This is a genomic window from Stenotrophomonas sp. 93052_Sma (assembly GCF_056481145.1).
In genome coordinates this window covers 2,442,546-2,465,341 of the sequence record NZ_CM151134.1, presented here as the reverse complement: position 1 = coordinate 2,465,341, position 22,796 = coordinate 2,442,546, and the positions used below count along the sequence as shown (strand labels likewise).

Below are 22,796 nucleotides of genomic sequence, written 5' to 3'. Positions count from 1 at the left end.
GACGGACTCTACTAAGATCAGGTTGGCCCGGAAAACGGGGGGCAGGTCACCGCAGGCGCCAGCGTGAGGAATCTACCTCATGCGCCCGATACTTCCCAAACCTGTTGAGTGCCCCCGTTGCTATTCGCGGGGCGTCAACGATCGACCTGCTCAGGTCAGTGGGATTTCATTCCCACGCGGTACGCTTTCAATCGACAACTGGCACAGAGGTTTGCTTGAGCGTGTTTAGCCAATCGTTTTGCAGGCTGGCGTGCGCTGTGCGCGGGGCGTGTTCCTCACTGACGGCGCGAGAGAGCTCCAGCAGCTCCTGCGCGAGCACCGCCGCGGCATCCAATTTGACCTGGGTGTCAAATACCCTGCGCGATCCATCTGGGGTCTGAAGCGTCTTCGCGTAAGCAGGATTGGCGACCAGATACACGAAGTAGTCGGTCGTTGCTGCGAGGATGCTGAGTTCCTTAACGATACCCGCCTGCAGAGTTCCAGCAGCAGCGTTCCACAGTGCAGAGGCAATGTCATAGCTGCTGATTTCAACTTTCTTTCCGTCGCTGATGGCGTCCGCCTTCAGTGTCTTGCAAAGCCTAATGGCCTTTTTAAGCCCGCCCCACGTTTCGTCATCACGTTCGCGCAGGCGTCGCAGATACAGGAAGGGCAGGTTGTGGATCAACTGACGCGCAGGCTTGTCGAGGATGTTGACGCCCCGGAAGTCCTCGGACTGTGTCCGCTGATACTCGGCGGTGTCATTCCATGAAGCTGGCACAACATCAACTTCGCGACGCAGAGATCCACCCGACAGCTGGATGGCCTTGGCACCTGTGCAGTCGACTTCCGCCGCCGGATAGGCGTCCTTCAGCGCCGCCTCCAGTCGGTGACGCAGATCGAGCAATGTATCGACGGCTGACGGCAGGTACGGGTTACGGTAGTGCCCAGCCAGCGCCAAGACCCCCGTCGCATCGTAGTGATGGAACCGCTGCTCCAGAACCAGGAAGTCGACATCACTGACGCCGCGGATATGAATGTTGCCCGGAACGGAGCCCTGCAGACGGAACGTACAGCTCAGCCCATCGCGGTCCAATCGCGTTGCAATTTGCGCTTGCACACGCTCGGCCTCGGCAACACTCAGGGCGGTGTAGCTGGCGGCTACTGCTTGCATGGCGCCCAGTGCATAGCGCGTATGGTACCCACTACTGCGTTTCTGATAGGTCTCGCTCAGGTGCGCGCGTGCCTCAAACCCGGAGGCGGAGTCGAAGATGACTGAGCTCCGATCGAAGCCATGGCGCCGCGCGTCAAGCGCACGCAAACGTTTGTTGATGTCCGCACTCATGGTGTCGTGGTTTCCTTTCGGGTCAGGGTGAGGGTTCCGTAGGTGTAGCGGCCGTGGCCGTTGAAGTACTCACCGGTGGCAGCGGTCAGGTCGGCGCGGAACAGCAGTTCTGCGCAGCCGCGATGCCCCTTGAGTTCAGGCTCGCCGATGCCCGGGTCGTTGCGATAGTTGTAGAGGACGCGGTAGCCATCTGTGCAGTCATAAATCAGCGCTGCCGACAGGCTTTTGGAGACGGACTGGCGCGTTCTGAGGCGAATCTGGATCTTGTCCCAGCTCTGTGCAATTTCGACCTCGCCTTCCCATGCCAGGAGGGGGCGATCGTCAGAAGCATGCAGGCTTTGCCCGTGGCAGACCCATGTGCCAGAAAGATTGGGAACGCGCAGCCACCTAGAAAGGCGCGGTATCCGCCACATCCACCGGTCAAAGAGCGCGTACAGCAGTAGATAGATCGAGCCGGCGGTGATCGGCCAGAGCACCAGTCGCGGCATTTCCACACCGAAATCCACAACCAATGCCACAACTAGGCCGGCCAAGGCGCTCACTGCCGCGGCCAGCCCGACAGAGGCCCCCATTACCCACTTGCCGACATTGGCACGGTTGAAGCCGCCCAAGACAGCGTACTCATGTTCCATAGACCGATCTCCGACGATGAGGGGAGCAGGGCACCGCGATTGCGAGTGCGAGGCGCCCGCACCCAACCGGGTGGGAAACGCCGCGAATGCCCCCCCGGTGCCAGAGCAGAGTCCGCTCAGGTGGCATGGGGGGGGCTGCTATGGCGCAGATTCGAAAGGCTGCCGTCTTAGAACGGATCCGGCCCCAAGCCCGAACGCGCGCTTTCGTTCAGCACGGTGCCGTCGCGCCGCTTGATCGGGGCGCTCGGAGCGAGCTCTTTCAGACGCCGCGCTGCGCGCACCGCGTTGTACTCGCTCGCATACCCTTCCCCGGAGTCCGCAATCTTGCGACCGTTGCTGGCATAGAACGTCCACCGCCATTCGCCGGCGCGGTCCTGGTAAATCTCAATACGCATGAACACTTCTCCTCTTCTGGATGGAACGCGCCACGTCCTTCCCCCGCAGCCCGGAGGCAGCTCAAGGGTGGGTAGCGCTTTCGAAGCAGGGCCGCACATCACCCGCATACATACTATCCGTGTAGTTTGTATGCGTGTCAAGTTTCTGTACGGATGCTATCGTTAGACATCCCAAAACCGAGGCGTCCATGTCTTCAGAAACCCATTCGCTGCGTTGGGGGCAAGCGCGGCGTATAGCCTTCATCGATCTTCGATTGCAATACGACGGTCGCTTGAATCGCCGCGATCTCATTGATTTTTTTGGCATATCCGTCCCCCAGGCGTCCTCTGACCTAGCTGAGTACGTCAAGATCGCGCCAGGCAACATGGAGTACGACCCGAGTGCGCGGGCCTACCGTGCGCAGCCAGGCTTTCTGCCGGTCAGCGGCCGCGCGACGTCCAGCCAGTACCTATTCGAGTTGTATGGCCTGGAGCGCGGCCTGCTGACACGAGATGAGAGCTTCATCGGCTATGTGCCGTTGACCGGCATTGTCGGCACCCCTGCGCGCCCGATTGCGGCAACGGAGATCTCCACGTGGGTGCGAGCCATCCGCGACGGCGACAGGTTAGAGGGCCGTTACCAGTCCATGGACGAGGACGCGCCCCTCAGCCTGACCATCTCCCCGCATGCGCTTGGCTACGATGGCCTCAGATGGCACGTCCGGGCTTACTGCCACACCCGCTTAATGTTCCGGGATTTCGCCATCGGGCGCTTCGAGATCCACACGATCCATGCCGACTCCCCCGCAATCGATCCAAGCAACGACATTGGCTGGTTCACGGAGGTCGGGGTTCAGCTAATCCCGCACCCCGCGCTGACGCCCAACCAGCGGGCGGCGGTGGCCCGGGACTATGCGATGCAGGATGACGTGCTGATTCTTCCCTGCCGAAAAGCAATGCTGTTCTACACGCTGCGCCACCTGAATCTCGATTCGCTGGAGATTCACCCCGATGCGGCTCGGCAGCATGTCATCGTGGGGAACCCCGACGAAGTCGCCCAATGGATGCGCGAAGATCGTCAGGGCCTGTCTGTGGGCGGCTGAGCTAGGTCAAGGCATTGGTCAGATGCGTAGGCAAATGGCCTACGACCACCCTGCGATTGAGCTCATCGACGTAGCAGTAGATCCGCAGGCAGCGGAGCGGATCGTGGGCGTTACTACCTGCAACATGCATGTCCATGGTGTAGGTCGACCCGCCTACGATGCCTCGATACTCACCCAAGTGGCGGGCTGCAATAACACCAACGCCGGACAACCGCAGTCGATTCTCTTTCAGGAATTCCTCCCACTCGTCGCGCGCTTGGCGACGACTCGCTTCGTCGTCTGCCCAGCGTGATCGCCAGTAGCTTTCAGACAGTTGTTCCAGACAGGCATATATCAGCGCGGTCTCGCTATGGGCCACGCGGCTGGCAGAGCGGAGCGTTTTTTCCGGGAAGACCACCCGAGGCCGCAGCGAGATTGCCCACTCCGCGAGCCCCTCCAGTGTGGCCGGAGGTGCGGCCCGCTCTGTTGTCGGCTCATCAGTGGGAGCTGCAGATCCCAGCCGCAGTTGTGCGCTGTGCAGGCGCCGCTTGAGCTCGACTATCTCATCGGTCGTTGTTTGCAGATCGTGCAGGGCGGAGTCTCGGTCTGCGACCGCAGCGTTTCGCTCGTCTTCGGCCACTTGCAGCAACTCTTCATAGTCCCTGACTTCCCTGGAAATCAAAGCCCGAATGTCTTCAGCGGTTGGAACTGGCGGAGGAAGAACGGCGTCGTTGAGTGCCGAGTCTTTCCCGTTGCTCAACGCACGCAACCTGGCTTCGGCTATGGCGTTCCGAATGTCTCGAAACGCAGGAACCTCAGGGCGGTGCCGAGCTTGGAGAGTCAACTCACGTAGCTGCTCCAGTCCCTGTCCCTTGCTTATGTCGACGTGTGCCCTGGTACCGCCAGCCTTTTGAAACACATGGACCGTGCTCGGAGCCAGCGCACCGTAATGGGTAGCATATTGGGCCCACATCGCCGGCTCAACGACATACATTCTGGCCAGAGCCTGCAGCGGCTTGATCAGCTCAAAGCGAGCGGCTACTACCCACAGAGGTGCGTCGCGACCGCTGTCTTGGACGGCGGCAAGCAGGCGCGACATACCCTCCTCATCACGGACGAATGTAGGGGCTCCAGCGGGCGCACCAGCGATAGCCAGCCCAGGCGAGCGGGCCCATTCACGGACAATAGCTGGAACCGTCCTAGAGGGTGCCGGAAGGGACACCAGGTCTCGTGCGCTTAGGCGAACGCCCACCATGCCGCCGACGCCCCCCATCCCCGCGAGGACAGTGGCCTCCATCCTCCACCACCGGGTTGGGTGAGTCGTGTCAGGGTGATCCAGCCGGAAAGCAAAGATGCCTTCACCCGATTCCAATTGAAGCGTGACGCCTTGGCGCTCAATCTCGTGTGCCCCTTCTCGCCATGTCTTGGGCAGGCTCAGTCCCATTCGAGCCTCTAGCCAACTGAGAGCCGACGTCACCGCATCGAGATGGGCCGACTCTTTGTCCACCAAGGCCCACTCGGAAGCCAACAGTGCGTGGTCTGACAAATCAAAGCGCAGGACGCGCTGTGAATTGCCAAACTTAACCGCGCCCACCCGTCTGCGAGACTGAGCGTTGCTTGCTCGCGGCACTGCCATGACAGGCGCAGCAGCATTCGCCTCGATCACAAGATCAACCGCTTCAATGCCCTCGATCTCTACCGCTGCACTCGGCGGAGGCGGCCTGTCTCGCGCAATCAAAGGAACGGGGTGCCGCGTCAGCAGCCCATCGATCGTTGCGCGGAAAGCTGCTCGGAGTGGGGCCGCGGGACTTGGAGCCCGCCGCTTCGAAAGCGACGATACCAGTTCAGGAATAGCAGCCGCGACGCGCGATTGCTCCACCTTAGGCAGAGATCGCCAGCACTCTCGGGCGAGCCGTATCCATTTCTGCGCGAGCGCAGGCCGATCATTCGCCCACTGCCTGGCTGCAAAAGCGGCGCCGAAGATCCGCGTTAAAGATCGCTCCAAGCTTGCGTCCGCTTGACCGGAGGGGCCAATATCCGAGGAAGCCAGCCAAAGCGCGATGGGGAGCGGAGATTTGCCGTGACGCGCCGAGTCGGTGACCACTTCCCATAGCCAACCCGGATCGATGGTGTCGTCACCGAAACTCAGGCCACTAGCATGACGGGCGCAAGCCTCGAGATTGTCTAGAAACAAGACATCGACAAATCCCTCTGCCGATTCGACATTGCTGGGGCCCAGCACGACCACTTGAAGGCCGGACTGAACGTCGATCGCCAGTCTGCTGCCGTGACTATCTGCGTACGTTCGCTGGAGCTCAAAATCTCCGTCGGCCTTGGCGATTGAATCGGCGCCGAGCTGCAGCGCACTTTCAAGTGAGCGCGATGTCGCATCTGTGGCAGCTTGCGCTTCCGCCGGCTTACCAGACCATAGCTCGATCTCACCGCTCTCTGCGGGAGGAGGGAGGGCGTCTCCTAAATCGGAGGAGGCCTCGATCTGAGCCTGAATCCAGGCCTCTACCTCAGCAGTTGCGCTCCTGAACATGTGGCCTTCACACATTGCGCGGACGCACCAGGCGAAGGCCGCCGGGCTGGCATAGGCAGTGCCGTTGATGCCACGAAAGTGGGCCGCCAGAATGGAAATGCCATAGCGATTGCCCTTGAGGGCCAATTGCCTGGCGACCTCAAGATGCTCACTAAGTGTTAGGCGAACAGCTTGGCGAGCCGTGACTAAACTGGCCGATGAGGTGCGGTAGACGCGTCCATCCTCTTCGTCGGCGACGAGCACGGTGTGATCACTCAGCGTGCCCAAAACCACTGCAGTTCGCAGCGATCTGCGCAAACCGACATGTCGGCCAGCCCTAGGGTGGGGGCCTTGATGGTAGCCATAGAGCGGGAGAACCAATCCGACCGTCTGTTCGTCCGGCGCGAGCTTCGCCTGTTCCGGCGCGGCTGCAGTCTTGCCACAGCTCTCATCTGCTTCCTGCATATCAGCGCAACCCACACTTCCCCCAAAAATGTGACCGACGCCCCATCATACCTGCCACGACACGGCGCAACACGCTTGGGATCATTGCAATGGCGATGGCAGGACAGTGCATAGCGCCAGAGTTGCCTCAATGGGCCGCCCAGCTACGGCCAGTTAAACGTCGTCCAACAGGCGTGCCGCTGGATTGCATTGCGCTCCACCCGATTGGTAGTAGCCGGTTACGCTCGCAACGGAGCGATGATCGGTCATGGCCATCAGCGCAGGCAGTGCCACGCCCTGCCTGGCGCCCTCGGTAACGAAGCCCGAGCGCAGGCTATGCCCGCCGAAGTCTCCGTCTAGACCGGCCTGCTTAGCGCGGCGCTGGATGATCAGTGCAATGGCGCGATCACTCAGTGCCGGACCCACCCGCGTCCCCCACACGCGACGGAACAGCGCCCCTTCGGTGAGCTTGGCCGCCTCCAGCCAGGCCTGCAATGCCACGGCGGCCGCGCCCACGAGCGGCTTATCGGGGCTGCCGCCGACCTTGGGGCCATCCTGCAGCGTCTTGCCCTGATCCAGCCGATAGACGAATCCGCCCTCGGGCAGCGGGCGCAGGTGCGCCAACGTCGCCGCGGCGACTTCGCTGCGACGGCGGCCGCCGCTGGCAAAGGCAAAGCAGAGCAGGGCGCGGTCACGCTGGCCGGCCAGGTCGTTTCCGCAGGTGGCCAGCAGCGCCTGCAACTCGATCCGGGTAATGGCCGCCTTCTTCTGCGGGCGTTCGCCACGCTTGTGCGCGCTGCGGCGGGCGCTGGCCAGCAGCTGACGCACCTCGGCGCTGTCGATGGGATTGGCCAGTTGCTGCAGTTGGTGGACCTTGCTCAGCACCGAGACGCGATGGGTGAGGGTGGCCAATCGCCAGGGTCCGGGGCGGCTCTTCAATCGGGCCGCCACCAGCGCCTTGTCCAGTGCGGCCGGCAACTCCCAGCGCACGCCCTCAGCGGTGTCGCGGGCCACGTGGTCGACGATGAATTGCACCACCGTTGCCGCCGGCAGCGGCAGCTGCAGCGGCCGGCCGTAACGACCCTGGCACCAACCGGCCCAGTAGCGCAGCGCGGTGCGGTAGCTGCGGGTGGTGTTGGCGCTGCGCGCAGCAGCCAAAATCTGCTCAGCGGCGGTGGCGGCCTGAGCCGACAACCGGGACGGGTCGGGCAGGGTGGGGAGCTGATCGACGGTCAATGAAGTGACGACTTTCATATGTACTATGTGATCCTCACTACAGATTCAGTGTCGTTGTTCCGATAATTCTACATTATCGGAAGTAGCGGCCCCCACCCGCCGTTTCATTGACCGGAGACTCCCATGGCCCGCGGCCTGACCGAACTGGATGTCCATAACGCCGCCGATGACCTCGTCGCCGGCGGCGAGCGCCCCACGGTGGAGCGCATCCGCGCCCACCTGGGCACCGGCTCGCCCAATACCGTGACCCGTCACTTGGACACCTGGTGGTCAAGCGTGGGAACACGCCTGCGCCAACGCGCCCGCGAGGCGGCCCAACCCGACGTGCCGGCCGCGGTGCTGACCCTGGCCCAGCGCTGCTGGGCCGCCGCCCTGGAAGGGGCGGGGGAGCATGCCCGAGCGGCGCTGAGCACGGAGCAGGCGGCGCTCGAAGACGAGCGCGATCGCCTGGCGGCGGAGCGCGCGAGCCGTGCGCAGGAGCAGCAGGACATGCGGGTAGCGCTCGCGGCCGCGACGGCAGCGCAGACCAGCATCGACCTGCTGCGCACCCAGCTCGCCGAGGCCGCCGCGCAGGCGCAGGAGCTGCGCGCCCAGCGCGATGGCGCCCATGCCCGCCAGGAACGGCTGGAAGCGCAGCTGGCCGAGCTGCACCAGGAGAAGGACCAACTGCAAGTGACCCATCAGCGCGAACGGCAGGAGTGGACTGAGCACGCCCGCAGCACCGAAGATCGCCTCAACGCGGAAGTCGACCGCCTGCGGATCAAGGCACGCCAGCTGACCCAGCAGGTGCACAAGCACACGCAACTGGCCCAGCACCTCCGCGAGCGCGAGCAAGTGCAAGAGCAGGAGCGTCGGCAGGAGCAGCAGGCGGCCGCCGCGGCGCTCACCGCCCAGACATTGCGCGCCGAGCAGTCGGCCGCCCAACTGGCACCACTGCGGGAGCTGGTGGCTACCCTCCAGCAGGCGGCACGGCGCCCCGCGACGACCGGCCGCACGCGCAAGCCCAGGGAAACCGGCGCTGTCGCCGCCACCGCGCGGCCGGCTCGCCGCGCGAGGCCCCGGCCATGACCCCGGCCGGCACCGTCCAGCTGGACCTGCCCCGGATCACCGCGACGCTCCAACGCGGAGTCCGACGGGTCGCGGCCTTCATGTCGTTGGGCTTGAATGCCGCCCGCAGCGCCACGCCGGCGTCACTGGAGCTGGCCCCGGCCGACACCCGCTACCATTTCATCCCCACCAACTTGAGCCACGAGGCCGTCGCCCACATTGCCGACGAGTTCCAGCTGTGGATCCTGACCAACGGGGTGCGCGAACTGTGTGCGTTCCTGGAGCGCTACCTGCACGATCTCTACCTGGCCGCGGCGCTGATCAGCCTCAGTCAGGGCGGCCGCCTGCCGCCGGACGCCCCGGTGCCCACGGTCCCCACGGCGTTCGAACACACGGGGATTGGGCGCAAGCTGGAATTGCTGCGGGAGACCTTCGGTATCGATGCCCCCCATAGCGATTGCCTGTCCACCTTCTGGGATGCACGCAACTGCCTGGTCCACCGGCTGGGGCTGGTCGGCCCTAAAGATCTCGTTGGCGGACGTGAGCACCTGTTGGTGAAATGGATTGGCCTCGATCTGTGGCTGCACCCCGTGGGCGGGGAGCCCCAGCTGATGCCGCTGGATCTGGGGGAGGGTATCTTCCTCAGGGACGGCGGCGAGGTGCAGGCGCGGACCGTCGAGCGTCTCCTGACCTTCGAGCTGGGGCACCAGGTGGGCTTCACTGCCCACCAGCTATCGGAGATGCTGGTCACCGCCCTGGGGCAATGCGAGGCACTGATGCAGAGCCTGCACGCATTGGCCGCATCCAAAGGCTTGCTGGACAACCCACCACCAGCCACGTCCGCGTCATCCGACTCCGGCAGCCCCGCCCCGCGCGCCGGTACCACGATCCATGAGGGAGAGCAACGTGAGTAGTGCAGAGACCTCCTCGGCCGCCGATCACGCCGACCCGCCTCCGGGTCCTGCGCCGCCGGCGGCGCGGCGGCGGTCGCTGCTGCAGATGCCCTTCTGCGCCGACTGGCTGGCCGACGGCGCCTGGGAGCAGCTCATCGCCGACGTAGACTGGAGCAGCGATGGATGGCGCTTGGCACAGACCCTGGCGGCCATCGCGCACCAGCAGGAATCCACCGGCGACCGCACCACGGCGGCGCTGCTGCGGCTGCTTGCGTGCCTGGCGTCCATGCACCTGCAGGTGGGCGGCGATGAGCTGCTGACCCCGCGCTACATCACCCCGGAGCGCTGGAGCGCTGGACTGCGCGACATGGACGCCAACGACTGCGCCGCCGTGATGGCAATCGCCCGGACCACCCAGCTGACCTGGATCCGGGCGCGCTGTGCGGAGGTGGTGTTGGCCTCGCCTCATGCCCAAGGGCGCGAACGTCACGCGTTGGCCGCGCTTGGGGCTGACGCCTACCTGCAGCTGGTGCGCGAGGCTGAGGCGACGACCGCGGACGTGGAAATCCACACCGTCACCCACCTGCGCCGGGCCTTGGCCCTGGGCTGGCCGGCAAAGAAGAAGGATGTCGCGTTCCAGCAGCAAGTCTGGCGCTCCTTCATGGCCCTGTTCCGTCGCACTTTGCGCGGCCCCTTCCCGGGCATGGCCGATGGTTACGTGACCGAGCTGCTCGACCGTCCGTCCGATCATGCGCGGGAAGCGGCCGAACTGCTGGAGACGACGGCGCGTGCGACCGCGCCAACCGAGGACATTGATAGCGAGATCCAACACCGGCTGTTCAGCCTGGCGCGGCGGTTGTGGGAGTCGGAGCGCGAACTCGCACGCGCTCGCGCCGCAGGCCGACACGCTGCGGAAGCGCTCGTTGCACGCGCCGGCAACGTCGCAAGTGCCGCCGTGAAGGCGGCCTGGCTTGCCCAGGCCATCGCCGAGCTGAGGCGCTACCACGGCGATGCCGAGCGGGTGCAGCGGCTGCAAAGCGAGCTCGCTGATGTCCGGCTGCGTATCGCCGACGAGGTGGGCGAGATCCAGCTACAGGTCGATGTCAGGCACATTCACGAATGGGCGCAAGAACACGTGGCCTCGGCCGATTACCAACTGGCTCTGCTGAAGATTGCCTTCGCGGCACTGGACCATCCGGACCCCGAACGGGAGCGCCAGCGCGCCATCGCGGAGAAGCGCGGGGAGTTCTTCGGATCCTTCTTTGGCAGCACCCACCTGGATGCGGAGGGAGCCCCCATCCGATCCCAAGGGCCCTTCGACGCAAACGACCCAGTACATGTGGAGGCGGCCGCCATCGAGCGCTTGTGCGACGAGCGCTACCCTCGCGTGCTGGCGCCATTGATCGACATCGCCCTGCGGACGCTGTCCGAGCGGTTCAGCAGCGCGTTCGATGACGTGCTTTCTCTCGTTCGGTACAGTCCGGCGACCCCGCACGGCCACGCCTGGCAGATTGCCCGCGGGCTGTACGCCGGACTACAGTTCCGCTGGATTGATGCGGCAATCAATCTCATTCCGATGGTCGAGGCCTTCGTCCGCGCCGACCTCAAGCGCCACGGCATCGACACGCGGGTCGCGAACGAGCTTGACGGGGAGAACGAGCGGTCATTGACCCTGCTGCTGGAGTTGGATGCTCAGCGCGGCATTCTGCCCGCCGGCATGAACTTCGAGTTGAAAGCCCTGATGACGCATCCCGCCGGTGCCAATCTGCGCAATCGGTATGCTCATGGCTTGATGTCGGATAGAGAGCTGAGCAGCCCTGCGGCCATGGCCGTGTGGTGGCTCATGCTACGGATCGTGCTCAGGCCATTTTGTGAGCTAGCTGAGCCCAAGCAGGCAATGGACGGCGAGGCGGGCGCCACCTAGATGAAGCGCCACAGCAAGGCCGACAATGGGTCGGCGTTCACGAGTCTTCGCTAGAGCCAGCGGCCTGCGGTCTGCTGCTGGAATATCCGCAGTGCAAGCTCATAGTTGATACAGGTCTGCCCGCTGTAGGGTGCGACCTTGACGAACAGTGCCAGTTCTTGCGGCGAGAACGACCAGCTCTCGGGGAGACGCAACTTTCGTTTAGCAGCCCCATCGGCGCTGTTGCAATCACCACAGATCAACGTATCCGGAAAGCGCCCGTCACCATGGCAATGATGCTCCGCCATGGTAATGCTGAATCCCATGCCATACGCATCGCCGAACCTGGCGCGCCACGAGGGCCCACGGATCTCCGTCCAGCGGATCAGCTGCTGCGCGGTCCGACCACAGCAGGGGCAGCGCCAGCCGCTGTCGACGGCGTCGCGGTACTTGCGCGCACAATGCATCCCAGTGAATGCCGCAATGTCATCTGCAGTCGGAATACGCGAGTACTTCGCTGATTTTGTCATTGCGATTACGCCACCATACGATCCAAGGGCAAGGGTACAACGCATCGGCACCCCCCGCGGGCGCACAGGATGATGCGAGGGCTCCGTCGTGGCGACACCGCAAATCGTGGCCTGCTTTGAGTCAAGAAGGCGCTCCCCATTCCAATAGCGTGCCCCTGCGCCTGGCTCCGGCCGCCTTGCCATCTGCCACTCGAGCTCGCGATGACTACCGGCGACTGGCGGGCTCGCGGGCTGGCGGTTGGAATTTGAGATGAAGTATAGACGCGCCGCAGGGAAGAACGAGCCCACCGCGTCCCGGCAGAGCGCATCGATGCTGTGGGAGCCACAGGATATGAGCCGGACATCCTGCGGGTCGTGGAGGAATATCAGAGCCGATCGATGCAGTAGACTGGCGCGCAGGCCCCGCCTGCACGCACATCGCCATACAGACACGGAGGACGATCATGCCCCGCTGGGACCTGACGCGTGAGCTGATTCATTTCACCCAAGGTGACACTCCGGACGCGGCCTGCAGCAGGCTGCGCAGCATCCTAGGCGACGGCTATCTACGGGGCAGCGATCACCGGATCACAGGGGGCTATCGCTGCGTCTGCTTCACCGAGGCGCCTCGGGCGGCGTTGGCGGCAGGGCTGGTCAACCGCTAGAACTACGGACGCTATGCGCCCTTCGGCCTGATCTTCGACAAACGTTGAGGGTCGGCAGGGAATCATTACGTACAGGGCCAAAAGCTGCCTAAGCGACTGAATTTCAAGGTTGATTGCTCGTCTCTCGATCAGGTTCTCCCCATCTATGGGGTCTGTTCAAGCACCTTGGCTGTGTAGCTCAGCGGCGCCACTTCCCTTTCAAGATCCAGGTGGTAGTCGCCGAAGCGATTGATGTGGCTGGTCCGATAAGGCGACAGGCCGGCCAGGATCTCGGGCGTCAGTTCAATCCCCTCCTTCCTCATCTCGGCCAAGGTCCGGCTCATGCCTTCCACGTTGTGGAGGATGATCATGTTGGCCACCAGCTGGCTGTACTTGATGATCTTGCGCTGCTCGTGTTGGACGTTCTCAGCAATGATCCCCTGGCTGCCAAAGAACACCCATTTCACGAAGCCGTTGTATTCCTCGCTCTTGTTGGTGGCAGCATGGATCGTTTTGCGGATCTCATTGTCATCAATGTAGCGCAGCAAGAACAGCGTTCGAACGGCCTTGCCAAGTTCCCGGAAGGCGAAGTACAGCTTGTTCTTCCGGCTGTAGGTGCCCAGCCGGCGCAGGATCGAGGACGCGGTGATCTTGCCCAATCGGATTGAGATCACCACCCGCAGCATGTCGTGGAGATGGGTGGCGATCAGTCGCCAGTCGATGCTGTCCCCGAACAGTGCCTGGATGTTCTTATAAGCCCTACCCGGTTCGGGCCGAAAGAATGTCAGGTCCTTGATGTTCCGGATCCGGGGCATCAGCTGGATGCCCAGCATGTGGGCCAGGCCGAAGACCGGATAGCTTTGGGCCTGCGTGTCGCCATGGACGATCTCAGGCTGGATGTCGGAAGTGTTGGCCAACAGACCGTCGAGGATGTAGATGCCCTCGTGCACGCCACAGGGAATGAAGTGGCTGAACAGCGCTACGTATTTGTCGGACACGTGGTAGTAGCCGATGCCACCGTAGCCGCCGTAGCGGATGTGATACTCCGACAGCAGGTTGTCCTCGTAGACGCTCCACTTCGTGCCATCAGCTGATGCGCTCTTGCCGCTGCCCCAATAGCCAGGCAGGTCGAATTTGTTGTAGGTATTGATGACCTCCACGATGGCCTTCTCAAGCACATCCTCGGTCACGTATTTCAGGTTGAGCCAAGCGACTTGGCGCCGGCTGAAGCCCTTGATCGACCGCGCCGTCTGCGTCGGCCCCAGGTTGCAGCCATAGCAGAATGGCGTGGTGATCACACGTCGGGGCAGATCTTCGACCTGGCTCTCGGTGCCGGCGATCGGGCGGAAGAAACGGTGCAGATCCAGCCATTGGCTGGCATCGATCAGGACATCGACGATGCTGGATTCTGGAAGCCGTTCGGCGATGAGGCGATCCACCGTGGTAATCGCGCTGGAGACTTCGGCGCGTTGCCCCTTCCGCAGCACCAGGCGCCCATCCAGGATGTCCGCATGTACGTTCTCCGGGAAACGCGCGTCGACCTCATCGGCCAGGGAGGTCAGTTGTGCACGTAATCCCGCCACGAAAGACTCGGCGTCGGTGGGCAGGCCTGACACCTGGCCGTAGGCTTCCAGTTCCTGGGCCAAGGTGGCTTCATCGACCAGCTGCTCACGGTAGTCATCAAACCGTTCGCTGCTGGGAATGAAGAGATCTCCGGACTTCAGTTCGTCCTTGACCTGCACCAGCACGGCCAGCTCGAAGTACTTAGGGTGCATCCAGCCGGCGCCGGCTGCACTGGCCCGCTTGCCGAACACGTGCTGACACCAGAGCTTGGACATCCAGTCAAAGTCCTTTTCCGGGTCCAAACCGAGGGAGGCGACCTCGATCAGCTCACGGCGCTGGTTGCGCAGCGAGAGCACCGCTGCGATCAGCGGCTCCATGCCGGCGTCGTGGCTGGTCGCCCGAAGTTTCATCAGCTCCAGCCCATTGAACAGCAGCGGCCTGACCGCGCCATAGGGCTGCAGCATGAAAGGCAGGTAGTTCTTCCCGGCGTAGGCCATATGTTCTTCGCATTCGGCCAGCAAGGTCGACACTTCCGCTTCCAGGCTGTTGTCGATGGCATCCACGCGCTGACTATCGCTGCCGTCTAGCTGATAGGCCTGCAGGATTTCCTTGAGCTGGCCGATGAGGAAGTCGGCCCGTTTGGCATGTTCGAGCTGGTAGGCCAGCAATTTCTGCTGGGCCGTGTTCTCCAGCCCGCGCACCTGCTTGATGAACAACTCGGCTGCATCATCCAGTGTCTTGGCATGCTGGGCGCGAATGAAGATGGTGGCCAGCGCATAGCGCTTGTCCGGAGCCAGTTCGGCCAGCTCGCTGGCGTCATAGGCCCGAGCCATTGCACGGAACTGCTTGAGCTTGGGCACCGGCACATCGATGGGAGGCAGCTGGTCGGCCAACTGCTGCAGCATGCGGATGTGCTGCAGGTAGAACCGAACTTCCTTGTTGGTGGGCCGGCCGGGCTCGCGCTTGAGTGATTGCCAGCCGGTGAACCTGGACCCTTCCGGTGCGCGCAGCAGTTCGTCGATGAGCGTGCGCGTGGCAGGCGTCAGCGCGTGGCTGATGCTGCGGTAGTAGCCCAGATTGACCCGCTCACGGGCGCCGATGGCGGCCAGCTCCAGAGTGCGGAAACCGGGCAGTTCGTAGCGATGGTGCACCAGCTCTTCGAGCAGGACGTTCACGATGTCCGGGATGGTGTGCTTGGTCTGGGCTGCTCCGGTGGCCACTGTGTCCAGCCAAGCCAAGCCCGATTTATCCAGGGGACGTACCCCGATGAATTGCCGAAGCTGCGGCATATGCCGGCGCTGGCTGCCGGAAGCGTCGTAGCGTTCGAGCTGGTCGGTGTCCAATACGCTCCCGAGTCGGGCGGCCTTGGCGATGTGCTTCCGGATCCGCTCGGGTACGTCGGCCAACAGCGTGAAGTAGCCCAAGCGTTGGAAGAGCTTGAGATGAATCAGTACCGCCAGCTGCGGACCCGGCTGGGTGGTCAGCTGCTTGGCGAATGCAATCTCAGCGGCGGTCGGGGTATAGATCTCCTCCAGTTCCTTGGCGGTGGGATCAGGCTTCAGTCGCGGGTAGGCGGTCTCGTGAAGGGTAGCCATTGGATCCGGAGGGTGTGAGGGGGATCAGTCCCAGTGCCGGCCGTCGTCTGTACTGAGCGACGCTTCCAGGAAGCACTGGTGCGTATCGGCCATGCGGTGCATGTCATCGAGCAACGTGGCCAGGATTTCATCCAGATCCCTTTCGGGATCGGTGGGAGCAGTCAACTGGTACTCGCTGCTGGCGGTGTTCAGGCGCACAGCCTGGAAGGGGGCCAAGCAGATCTCTTCAATTCGGCCTCGGGCCTTGGCCGCGCCGCGGCCCGTGCGGGCAAACGGGGTCAGCACCATGCGCAGGCGCAGCTGCAGGGCCGATTTGCCCTCCGGCGCCGGCAGTGCCATCGCCGGTACCGGCACGGTTGGACTGGGCAGGCTTGCTTCAATGCGGTCCCGGGCAAACGGGTCACGCCCGTCCAGGTAACGCATGGCCGACTGCACATCGCGCCAGCCCACGTACTCCATCAAGGCCTTCATGTCCCAGCCTTGGTCGTTGGCCCAGCTGGCAAAGCCGCGGCGCAACGAATGGCTGCTGTGGAGCCCCGCATCGGCAAAGCCGGCACTGGTCAGCAACTCGCGCAGCAGGCGCACCAAGCTGTTGGGATGCAGGCCTTCGGCGCTCACCTGGCCCCATTGGTTGACTGCCCGAAACACCGGCCCTTCTTGCAGGTCGGCCGCCTGCAGCCACGCCTGGGTCGCCTCCACCGGACATAACCGCGACAGCGCCGGCACCTTGTAGGTGACGCCGGCTGCCTGGCGATCACCCTTGCTGCGTGGCAAGAAGCAGGTCATCCCCTGTCCCGGCACCAGCGTGAGATGGGCCACGTCCAGACGCAGCAGTTCATCGCCACGGAATCCCCGCCAGAACCCGAGCAGCACCAGCGCTCGGTCTCGTTGATGGCGCAGCGCCGCCGGCCCATCGCCCCGGGCATGTGCCGCAGCGATCGCCGCGGCCAGCCAGTCATCGAGCTCGACCAGCCGCCGAATCTGGAGCGGCGCGGCTTGCTTGACCTGGCCCGGGTGCAGGGTCTGGATGCCTTTGAGCACCTTGCGCACCAGCGGCGATCGGGTCGGGTCGACAAAGCCGTGGTCGCGGTGCCAAGAGGCGATGGCCGCCAGACGTTGGCGGAGGGTGCTGGTCGCCAAGGTCTGCGCATAAGCGGCCAGGTACCGGGCCACGCTGTCAGGTGTCGCTGGGAGGTGGCCTTGCCATTCAACCTCGAAGTGCCGCAGCGCCGACGCATAGCTGCGCACCGTGTTCTGGCGCGTGGCCGCATCGAGGTAGCGGTCCAGTTCGGTCACTGGCGCGTGGCCTCCACCGAGGTCGTCTGGCGCAGCGTCGACAGGATGGTGCATTCCGCCCGCTGCCCGCCATGGCAACTGGCAATCACCCGTTCCAGCTCGCTGGCCATGCGCTGCAGGTCGGCCATGCGGGCGCGCACGTCGGCCAGATGGCTGCGGGCCAACCGGTCCACGTCCCCGCACGAAAGCTCCTCATCGCCGGCCAGCTGCAGCAGGCTGCGGACCTCCTCCAGGCTGAAGCCCAGGTCCCGGCCACGCGCAATGAAGCGCAGCCGCTCGATGTCGGCCGGGCCATAGACCCGGTAGCCGTTGCCCGTGCGCCCCGGGCGCGGCAGCAACCCGATCCGCTCGTAATAGCGAATCGTCTCCAAGTGGCATCCGCTGGCGTCGGCAGCCTCACTGATTTTCATTCGTAGTACGCTTGACTCCGTAGTAGCTACGGACTTTACGCTGAACCCGTATCCGCCGCCACTCCGGCCGCGGCGCTGCATGTGACGACCATGCCACTGCCCATCGCCTTGATTCGCTACTGCCTGATTGCCTTGCTGATCGGCTGGGTTCTGCCCGCTTCTGCTCAGGCGGAGCCTGCCGCAGCAGACCTGCGCCAAACCTGGCAGATGCTCGATTACATCGCGGTCGACTACCCCGGCGCGGTCCAGGCCGGTCGCGTAATTGCCCCCAACGAATACGCCGAAATGAGCGAGTTTGCCGGCTCCGTGCGCAGTCAGCTGGCAGCATTGCCCGGTGGCCAGAACCAGCAGGAGCTGACGGCCCAGGCCGACCGCCTGGTCCAGGCGGTGGCAGAGAAGGCCGACCCGGCGCAAGTGGCAACGTTGGCGCGCGGGCTCGGCACGACGCTGTTGGCCCGCTACCCGATCGGCGCTGTTCCGGCGAGCGCGCCGAAGACCTCCCAGGCCGCGTCCATCTACAGCCAGCAGTGCGCGGCCTGTCACGGCCCCACAGGTCACGGTGATGGCCCCGCCGCGCAAGCGTTAAGTCCGCCGCCGATCGCGTTCACCGATGCCACTCGCGCCGCGCAGCGAACGCCGCTGTCGTTGTACGAGGTCATTTCCCAGGGTGTGCCGGGTACCGGCATGGTCAGCTTCTCTGGGCTGTCAGAAAGTGATCGCTGGGCGTTGGCATTCTATGTGGGCAGCTTGGGGTACTCCTCGCAAGCCAAGGCTCAAGGTGAGGCGTTATGGCGCACCAGTGCCGAGGCCCATACGCACATTCCCTCGCTCGAAGCGCTGACACGCACGCGAGAGGCCGATCTTGCCACCACGATGCCCGCCGATCAGGCAAACGCGATCATCGCCTACCTGCGTTCGCAGCCACAGGCAGTAAACGAAGCGGTACCAGGAGCCGATCGCTTTGCGGTGGCGCGGCAGCGACTGGCCGCCAGCCAGCGCGCTTACGCTGATGAGGACCTGGCTCAAGCCAAAAAGCTTGCGCTCTCGTCCTATCTGGATGGTGTAGAGCCGCTTGAACCCACGCTGGCCACGCGCAATCCGTCATTGCTGCGAGAGATCGAGACGGCCATGGCAGGCTACCGCGCGCAGCTGGATCAGCATGCGCCCGCGGCTGACGTTGCCGGGCAGGCAGCGCAAATTGCCCAGCTGTTTGATCGCGCGGACGTGGCGCTGCAGGACACCCGAATAGGCGCCAGCACCGCGTTTCTAGGCAGCTTTACCATCTTGGTACGCGAAGGACTGGAAGCGCTGCTGATCGTGATTGGTATCGTGGCGTTCTTGCGTAAAGCCGAGCGGTCTGATGTGTTGCCGTATGTGCATGCGGGTTGGATCTGCGCGTTGTTGGCAGGCGCAGCTACCTGGGCAGTGGCCACTTACTTTGTTGATATCAGCGGTGCGAACCGGGAAGTCACTGAGGGCGTCTCGGCCTTGTTCGCTGCCGCTGTCCTGCTCAGCGTAGGCATCTGGATGCACCAAAAGAGCCTTGCAGGGCGGTGGCAGGAGTACCTGCACGCCAAGCTGACGACTGCGCTGACACGGCGCTCGGCTGTTTTCCTGTTCATGCTGGCCTTTGTCGCGGTGTACCGCGAGGTGTTTGAGACGATCTTGTTCTACATCGCGATGTGGAGCGATCAGGCGTCCACCGCCATCCTCGCAGGCCTGGTGGCGGGAATCGCGGTGTTGGCTGCGGTGGCGTACTGGATGCTGCGCATGAGCAGGCGGCTGCCGATTGGCCGGTTCTTTTCGATCAGCTCGATTCTCATCGCGGTGATGGCGGTCATCCTGATCGGTAAAGGCGTGGCCGCGTTGCAGGAAGCGGGCTGGATCTCTCAAACACCGCTCGCGTTGCCGCGCATCGAGTGGATCGGCCTGTATCCCACCTGGCAGTCGCTGCTGGCGCAGGTATTGGTAGGCACCGCCGCCATCGTGGGGTTCCTCGCCAATGCCCGTTCCGGTGTGCGTGGACAGCCAGGCGCAAACAAGCAATGAAACAACACAGCAGAGGACCAAGACATGAGTGATTGCGGGTGCCACCACGAAGCCAAGAACAAGGAGGAGCGACGCATCCTCTGGATCGCCTTGGTCCTGAATGCAGCGATGGCCGTGATCGGCGGCATTGCCGGCTGGATTGCCCATTCCACCGGGCTGCTGGCTGACGCGCTGGACATGCTGTCTGACGCCACCGCCTATGCCATTGGCCTGGTCGCTATCGGGCGCACGGCGCGCTTCAAGGCCAACGCCGCGTGGGTCAGTGGCAGCGTGCTGCTGGTGCTGGGCGTAGGCGTGCTGGTCGAAGTCGGCCGCCGGGTGATGTACGGAGCCGAGCCGGTCAGCGGTTGGATGATCGGTACCGCTCTGGTCTCGCTGGCCGTGAACCTGAAGGTGCTCCGTATGCTCGCCCCCTTGAAGTCTGGCGAAGTGCATCTGCGAGCGACCTGGCTGTTTACCCGCGCCGATGTGGTGGCCAACGTTGGGGTGATTCTGGCCGGCCTGTTGGTGTGGTGGCTGGCCAGCCCCTACCCGGATTTCGTGATCGGCGCCCTGATCGGCCTGTATGTGATCAAGGAGGCTTTCGAGATCTTGGGTGATGCTCGCCGGGCGCGTGCCGACGCGCGCAAAACGCCTGCATGACAGCGCTTGGCCGGCTGAGCTGTGGCCTGCGCTGGCTGCTGCTGGCGCACTTGGCCGTGGGCCTTGTGACGCAGCCGGTGCTGGCAGTGGTTGGCGAGCTCCATGCTCAAACCCATCTGGCCGCGGCCGACCATGACCCGGCAGTGGCATCACCAGCTTCCGAGCGTGGCGTAGACGCCGCGCTGCACCGGCTACAGCAGCTGGTGCTGTGCTGTAGCCAGGCCGCGCCGGCTCCAGAAATAGTGTTGGCCATTGCTCATATCGGCCGGCATTGGCCGTCGGCGACAGCCCATGCGGACAGATATCGGCATGAGCACCTGCTCGCGCCGTTCCGGCCGCCGATCGCAGGGTGATGCGCGCCGGCGTGCGCCGGATCCCTGTTGGCTATCGAAAATTCTGGAGTACTTCATGCATGTGCGATTGGCGGCCCTGGCCGCGTGGCTACTGTTGAGCGCGGCGGCAACGCCGGCGACAGCAGAAGAGCTGATGACCTTGGACGACGCGTTTGCACGCGTGGCCCAAACCCACCCCGAGCTGCGCCTGGTCGATGCGCGAGCCACGGTGCTCGCTGCCGAGCGCGACCAGGCCGTGCAGCGGCCACCGTGGACGTTGGGGGCGGAGGTTGAAAATGCGCTGGGCACGGGCGCGGCCCGTGGCCTGGACAGCGCGGAGTTGACCTTGAGCCTGAGCTCGGTCCTGGAGCGCGGCGGCAAGCTCGACGCCCGCCGCACCTTGGCCCAAAGCCGGATTGATGCACTGGCCGTGCAGCGCGAGACCGGGCGGCTGGACCTGCTCGCCGAGACGGCGCAGCGCTATTTGGCCGTTGTCGGTGCCGACCGGCAACGCAGCCTGGCGAACATGGATGTCGGCCAGCGCCAGCGGACCGTCGCCGCTGCCCGGCAGCGCCTGCAGGCTGGCGCGTCTCCCGAATCGGTGATGCTCACCGCACAAGCAGCACTGGCGAGAGCAGAATTGACCCGTGATCGGGCCGAGCAGCAGCGCATTGCCGCCCGGCAGCACCTTGCTGCCCTCTGGGGCGAACGTGCTCCGAGCTTCGAGGTGGCCGCGGCGGATCCCATGACCCTGCCGGCGATCGCGTCCATGCAGTCGCTGGCCGAGGAATTGGAGCGCACTCCCGAGTTGGCGCAGTTTGCCGATGCCCGCCGGATCGCGCAGGCACGACTGCAGCTGGCGCGTTCGGCGGCCTCGCCGGACTTGTCGTGGCAGCTGGGCGTGCGCCGCCTGCAGGAGACTGACGACACCGCGCTGGTGGCCAGCCTGTCCATGCCACTGGGCAGCCGCAGCCGCGCGCAGCCGGAGATCCGCGCCGGCGAAGCCGAGCTGGAGGTTCTGACGATCGAGCGCGAGGCCAAGGGCCTGTCGCTGTATTCCACGCTGGTCGAAGCCCATGGTCGCTACACCGTGGCGCAGGCCGAGGTGGCACGGCTGCAAGGCGAGGTGCTGCCGAAGTTGGCCCGGGCTGAGCAGGCCGCCGAGCGCGCCTATCGCGCCGGCGCGATCAGCTACCTGGAATGGGCACAGCTGCAGTCCGAACGCACGGCCATGGCCCAGCAGCAGCTGGACGTGGCGCTCGATGCGCAGCGCGCCCTGATCGAAATTCAACGCCTGACCGGCCAGGCGCTTGTCGCGCCGCCGGCGGCTGCTTCCACCGGAGAGACCCCATGAATCGCTTTTCCTGGACCGCACTGGGCATGGCCCTGATGATGCTGGCCGCCTGCAACGCGTCGGCCCCCAACGAAGCGTCCGAAGGCGGCGCCGCCGCTGAGGGCGAAGAGCACGGCGAGCACGAGGAAGCGCCGCTGGAAACCAAGATTGCCGCCAAAGCTGCGCAGGCAGCGGGTATCCAGGTCGCACCGGCAGGCCCCGGTGAGATTGCTGACGAGCATGAGGTGCAAGGGCTGTTGACCCCGATTGACGGTCGCATCGCGCAGGTCACGGCACGCTTCCCCGGACCGGTCCGCTCCGTGCGTGCGGGCGTGGGTGATCAGGTACGGGCCGGCCAGGCACTGGCCACGGTAGAGAGCAACCTGAGCCTGACCACCTATACCGTCACCGCGCCGATCAGTGGCGTGGTCATGGCGCGCACGGCCGCCGTAGGCATGGCCGCCGCTGAGGGCGCGCCGCTGTTTGAGGTCGCCGACCTGTCCACGCTGTGGGTGGACCTGCACATCTTCGGCGCCGACGCCCAGCACATCGGTGCTGGCGTGCCGGTGACGGTTACCCGCTTGAGCGATGGCGTCACCGCACAGACCACCTTGGAGCGCGTCCTGCCCGGCACCGCCACCGCCAGCCAAAGCACCATTGCGCGCGGCACGGTGGCCAACACCGATGGCCTGTGGCGGCCGGGGTCGGCGGTCAAGGCGCGGGTCACCGTGGATCGCCAATCGGCAGCGTTGGTGGTGCCGATCACGGCGCTGCAGACCGCAGAAGACCAGGACGTGGTCTACGTGCAGCAGGGCGAAACCTACCACACCCGGCCGGTGAAGCTGGGGCGCCGCGACGCCGAACGCGCCGAAGTGCTGGAAGGCCTCAAGGCCGGTGAACAGGTGGTGGTGGCCCAAAGCTTCCTGATCAAGGCCGACATCGAAAAGTCCACCGTGGAAGAAGAATGAGG

The 22,796-nt window shown here is 64.4% G+C and carries 19 protein-coding genes; 10 read left to right on the top strand and 9 right to left on the bottom strand.

Going from position 1 to position 22,796, the window contains the following annotated elements; translation table 11 throughout:
• Positions 1–187: 187 nt before the first annotated feature.
• The 3 genes from ACZK2V_RS11550 to ACZK2V_RS11540 all read right to left on the bottom strand — a co-directional run bounded on the left by ACZK2V_RS11550 (position 188) and on the right by ACZK2V_RS11540 (position 2,348).
• The gene (locus ACZK2V_RS11550; RefSeq protein WP_065723286.1) at positions 188–1,321 is read right to left on the bottom strand and encodes a nucleotidyltransferase-like protein; all 1,134 of its coding nucleotides are present in this window, start codon (positions 1,319–1,321) and stop codon (positions 188–190) included.
• The gene (locus ACZK2V_RS11545; RefSeq protein ID WP_012480241.1) at positions 1,318–1,953 is read right to left on the bottom strand and encodes a Cap15 family cyclic dinucleotide receptor domain-containing protein; all 636 of its coding nucleotides are present in this window, start codon (positions 1,951–1,953) and stop codon (positions 1,318–1,320) included. The genes ACZK2V_RS11550 and ACZK2V_RS11545 overlap by 4 nt, the downstream gene beginning before the upstream one ends.
• Before the next feature lie 167 nt (positions 1,954–2,120).
• On the bottom strand, positions 2,121–2,348 hold the full coding sequence (locus ACZK2V_RS11540) for a YegP family protein (RefSeq protein WP_049886009.1): 228 nt from the start codon (positions 2,346–2,348) through the stop codon (positions 2,121–2,123).
• Between the two features lie 188 nt (positions 2,349–2,536).
• Here ACZK2V_RS11540 and ACZK2V_RS11535 point away from each other — a divergent pair, with 188 nt between their 5' ends.
• The gene (locus ACZK2V_RS11535; RefSeq protein ID WP_044570182.1) at positions 2,537–3,430 is read left to right on the top strand and encodes a BrxR family transcriptional regulator; all 894 of its coding nucleotides are present in this window, start codon (positions 2,537–2,539) and stop codon (positions 3,428–3,430) included.
• 1 nt (position 3,431) lies between these two features.
• On the opposite strand, the gene ACZK2V_RS11530 is transcribed toward ACZK2V_RS11535, so the two are convergent.
• Positions 3,432–6,395: a hypothetical protein gene (locus tag ACZK2V_RS11530; RefSeq protein ID WP_139103663.1), complete on the bottom strand. Its 2,964-nt coding sequence runs from the start codon at positions 6,393–6,395 to the stop codon at positions 3,432–3,434.
• A 153-nt stretch (positions 6,396–6,548) separates the two neighbouring features.
• Positions 6,549–7,628, bottom strand: coding sequence for a site-specific integrase (locus ACZK2V_RS11525; protein WP_044570177.1), 1,080 nt, complete (start codon positions 7,626–7,628; stop codon positions 6,549–6,551).
• Between the two features lie 105 nt (positions 7,629–7,733).
• Between ACZK2V_RS11525 and ACZK2V_RS11520 the strand changes: the two genes are divergently transcribed.
• The 3 genes from ACZK2V_RS11520 to ACZK2V_RS11510 are packed head-to-tail and all read left to right on the top strand — an operon-like array spanning position 7,734 to position 11,474.
• On the top strand, positions 7,734–8,678 hold the full coding sequence (locus ACZK2V_RS11520) for a DNA-binding protein (RefSeq protein ID WP_012480237.1): 945 nt from the start codon (positions 7,734–7,736) through the stop codon (positions 8,676–8,678).
• Positions 8,675–9,571, top strand: coding sequence for a hypothetical protein (locus ACZK2V_RS11515; protein ID WP_049460393.1), 897 nt, complete (start codon positions 8,675–8,677; stop codon positions 9,569–9,571). Before ACZK2V_RS11520 ends, ACZK2V_RS11515 begins: the two co-directional genes overlap by 4 nt.
• Positions 9,564–11,474: a DUF4209 domain-containing protein gene (locus ACZK2V_RS11510; protein ID WP_139103662.1), complete on the top strand. Its 1,911-nt coding sequence runs from the start codon at positions 9,564–9,566 to the stop codon at positions 11,472–11,474. The genes ACZK2V_RS11515 and ACZK2V_RS11510 overlap by 8 nt, the downstream gene beginning before the upstream one ends.
• A 50-nt stretch (positions 11,475–11,524) precedes the next feature.
• Here ACZK2V_RS11510 and ACZK2V_RS11505 read toward each other — a convergent pair whose 3' ends face one another.
• Complete coding sequence (locus ACZK2V_RS11505) at positions 11,525–11,983, bottom strand: hypothetical protein (protein ID WP_012480233.1); 459 nt, start codon at positions 11,981–11,983, stop codon at positions 11,525–11,527.
• A gap of 443 nt (positions 11,984–12,426) precedes the next feature.
• Between ACZK2V_RS11505 and ACZK2V_RS11500 the strand changes: the two genes are divergently transcribed.
• On the top strand, positions 12,427–12,627 hold the full coding sequence (locus ACZK2V_RS11500) for a hypothetical protein (protein ID WP_012480232.1): 201 nt from the start codon (positions 12,427–12,429) through the stop codon (positions 12,625–12,627).
• 143 nt (positions 12,628–12,770) lie between these two features.
• On the opposite strand, the gene ACZK2V_RS11495 is transcribed toward ACZK2V_RS11500, so the two are convergent.
• From ACZK2V_RS11495 to ACZK2V_RS11485, 3 genes are read right to left on the bottom strand one after another with little or no spacing between them, the layout of a single operon-like run.
• The gene (locus ACZK2V_RS11495; protein WP_486323287.1) at positions 12,771–15,764 is read right to left on the bottom strand and encodes a Tn3 family transposase; all 2,994 of its coding nucleotides are present in this window, start codon (positions 15,762–15,764) and stop codon (positions 12,771–12,773) included.
• A 24-nt stretch (positions 15,765–15,788) separates the two neighbouring features.
• On the bottom strand, positions 15,789–17,060 hold the full coding sequence (locus tag ACZK2V_RS11490; protein WP_005413373.1) for a site-specific integrase: 1,272 nt from the start codon (positions 17,058–17,060) through the stop codon (positions 15,789–15,791).
• Entirely contained in the window at positions 17,057–17,470 is a 414-nt protein-coding gene (locus tag ACZK2V_RS11485; RefSeq protein ID WP_012480230.1) for a MerR family transcriptional regulator, read from the bottom strand. The genes ACZK2V_RS11490 and ACZK2V_RS11485 overlap by 4 nt, the downstream gene beginning before the upstream one ends.
• Positions 17,471–17,560: 90 nt before the next feature.
• Here ACZK2V_RS11485 and ACZK2V_RS11480 point away from each other — a divergent pair, with 90 nt between their 5' ends.
• Genes ACZK2V_RS11480 through ACZK2V_RS11460 form a run of 5 tightly spaced genes read left to right on the top strand, consistent with a single transcriptional unit; the run spans position 17,561 to position 22,794 of the window.
• A complete protein-coding gene (locus ACZK2V_RS11480) occupies positions 17,561–19,519 on the top strand; it encodes an FTR1 family protein (protein ID WP_012480229.1) in 1,959 nt (652 codons plus the stop codon).
• 24 nt (positions 19,520–19,543) lie between these two features.
• The gene (locus tag ACZK2V_RS11475; RefSeq protein WP_005413376.1) at positions 19,544–20,161 is read left to right on the top strand and encodes a cation efflux transmembrane domain-containing protein; all 618 of its coding nucleotides are present in this window, start codon (positions 19,544–19,546) and stop codon (positions 20,159–20,161) included.
• Positions 20,158–20,514, top strand: coding sequence for a hypothetical protein (locus ACZK2V_RS11470; protein WP_012480228.1), 357 nt, complete (start codon positions 20,158–20,160; stop codon positions 20,512–20,514). The genes ACZK2V_RS11475 and ACZK2V_RS11470 overlap by 4 nt, the downstream gene beginning before the upstream one ends.
• 55 nt (positions 20,515–20,569) lie before the next feature.
• Positions 20,570–21,847 carry a TolC family protein gene (locus tag ACZK2V_RS11465; RefSeq protein ID WP_012480227.1) on the top strand — a complete coding sequence of 426 codons (1,278 nt, stop codon included), beginning with the start codon at positions 20,570–20,572 and terminating at the stop codon, positions 21,845–21,847.
• Positions 21,844–22,794 (top strand): efflux RND transporter periplasmic adaptor subunit, encoded by a 951-nt coding sequence (locus ACZK2V_RS11460; RefSeq protein ID WP_021201906.1) that lies wholly within the window; start codon positions 21,844–21,846, stop codon positions 22,792–22,794. Before ACZK2V_RS11465 ends, ACZK2V_RS11460 begins: the two co-directional genes overlap by 4 nt.
• Positions 22,795–22,796 lie beyond the last annotated feature (2 nt).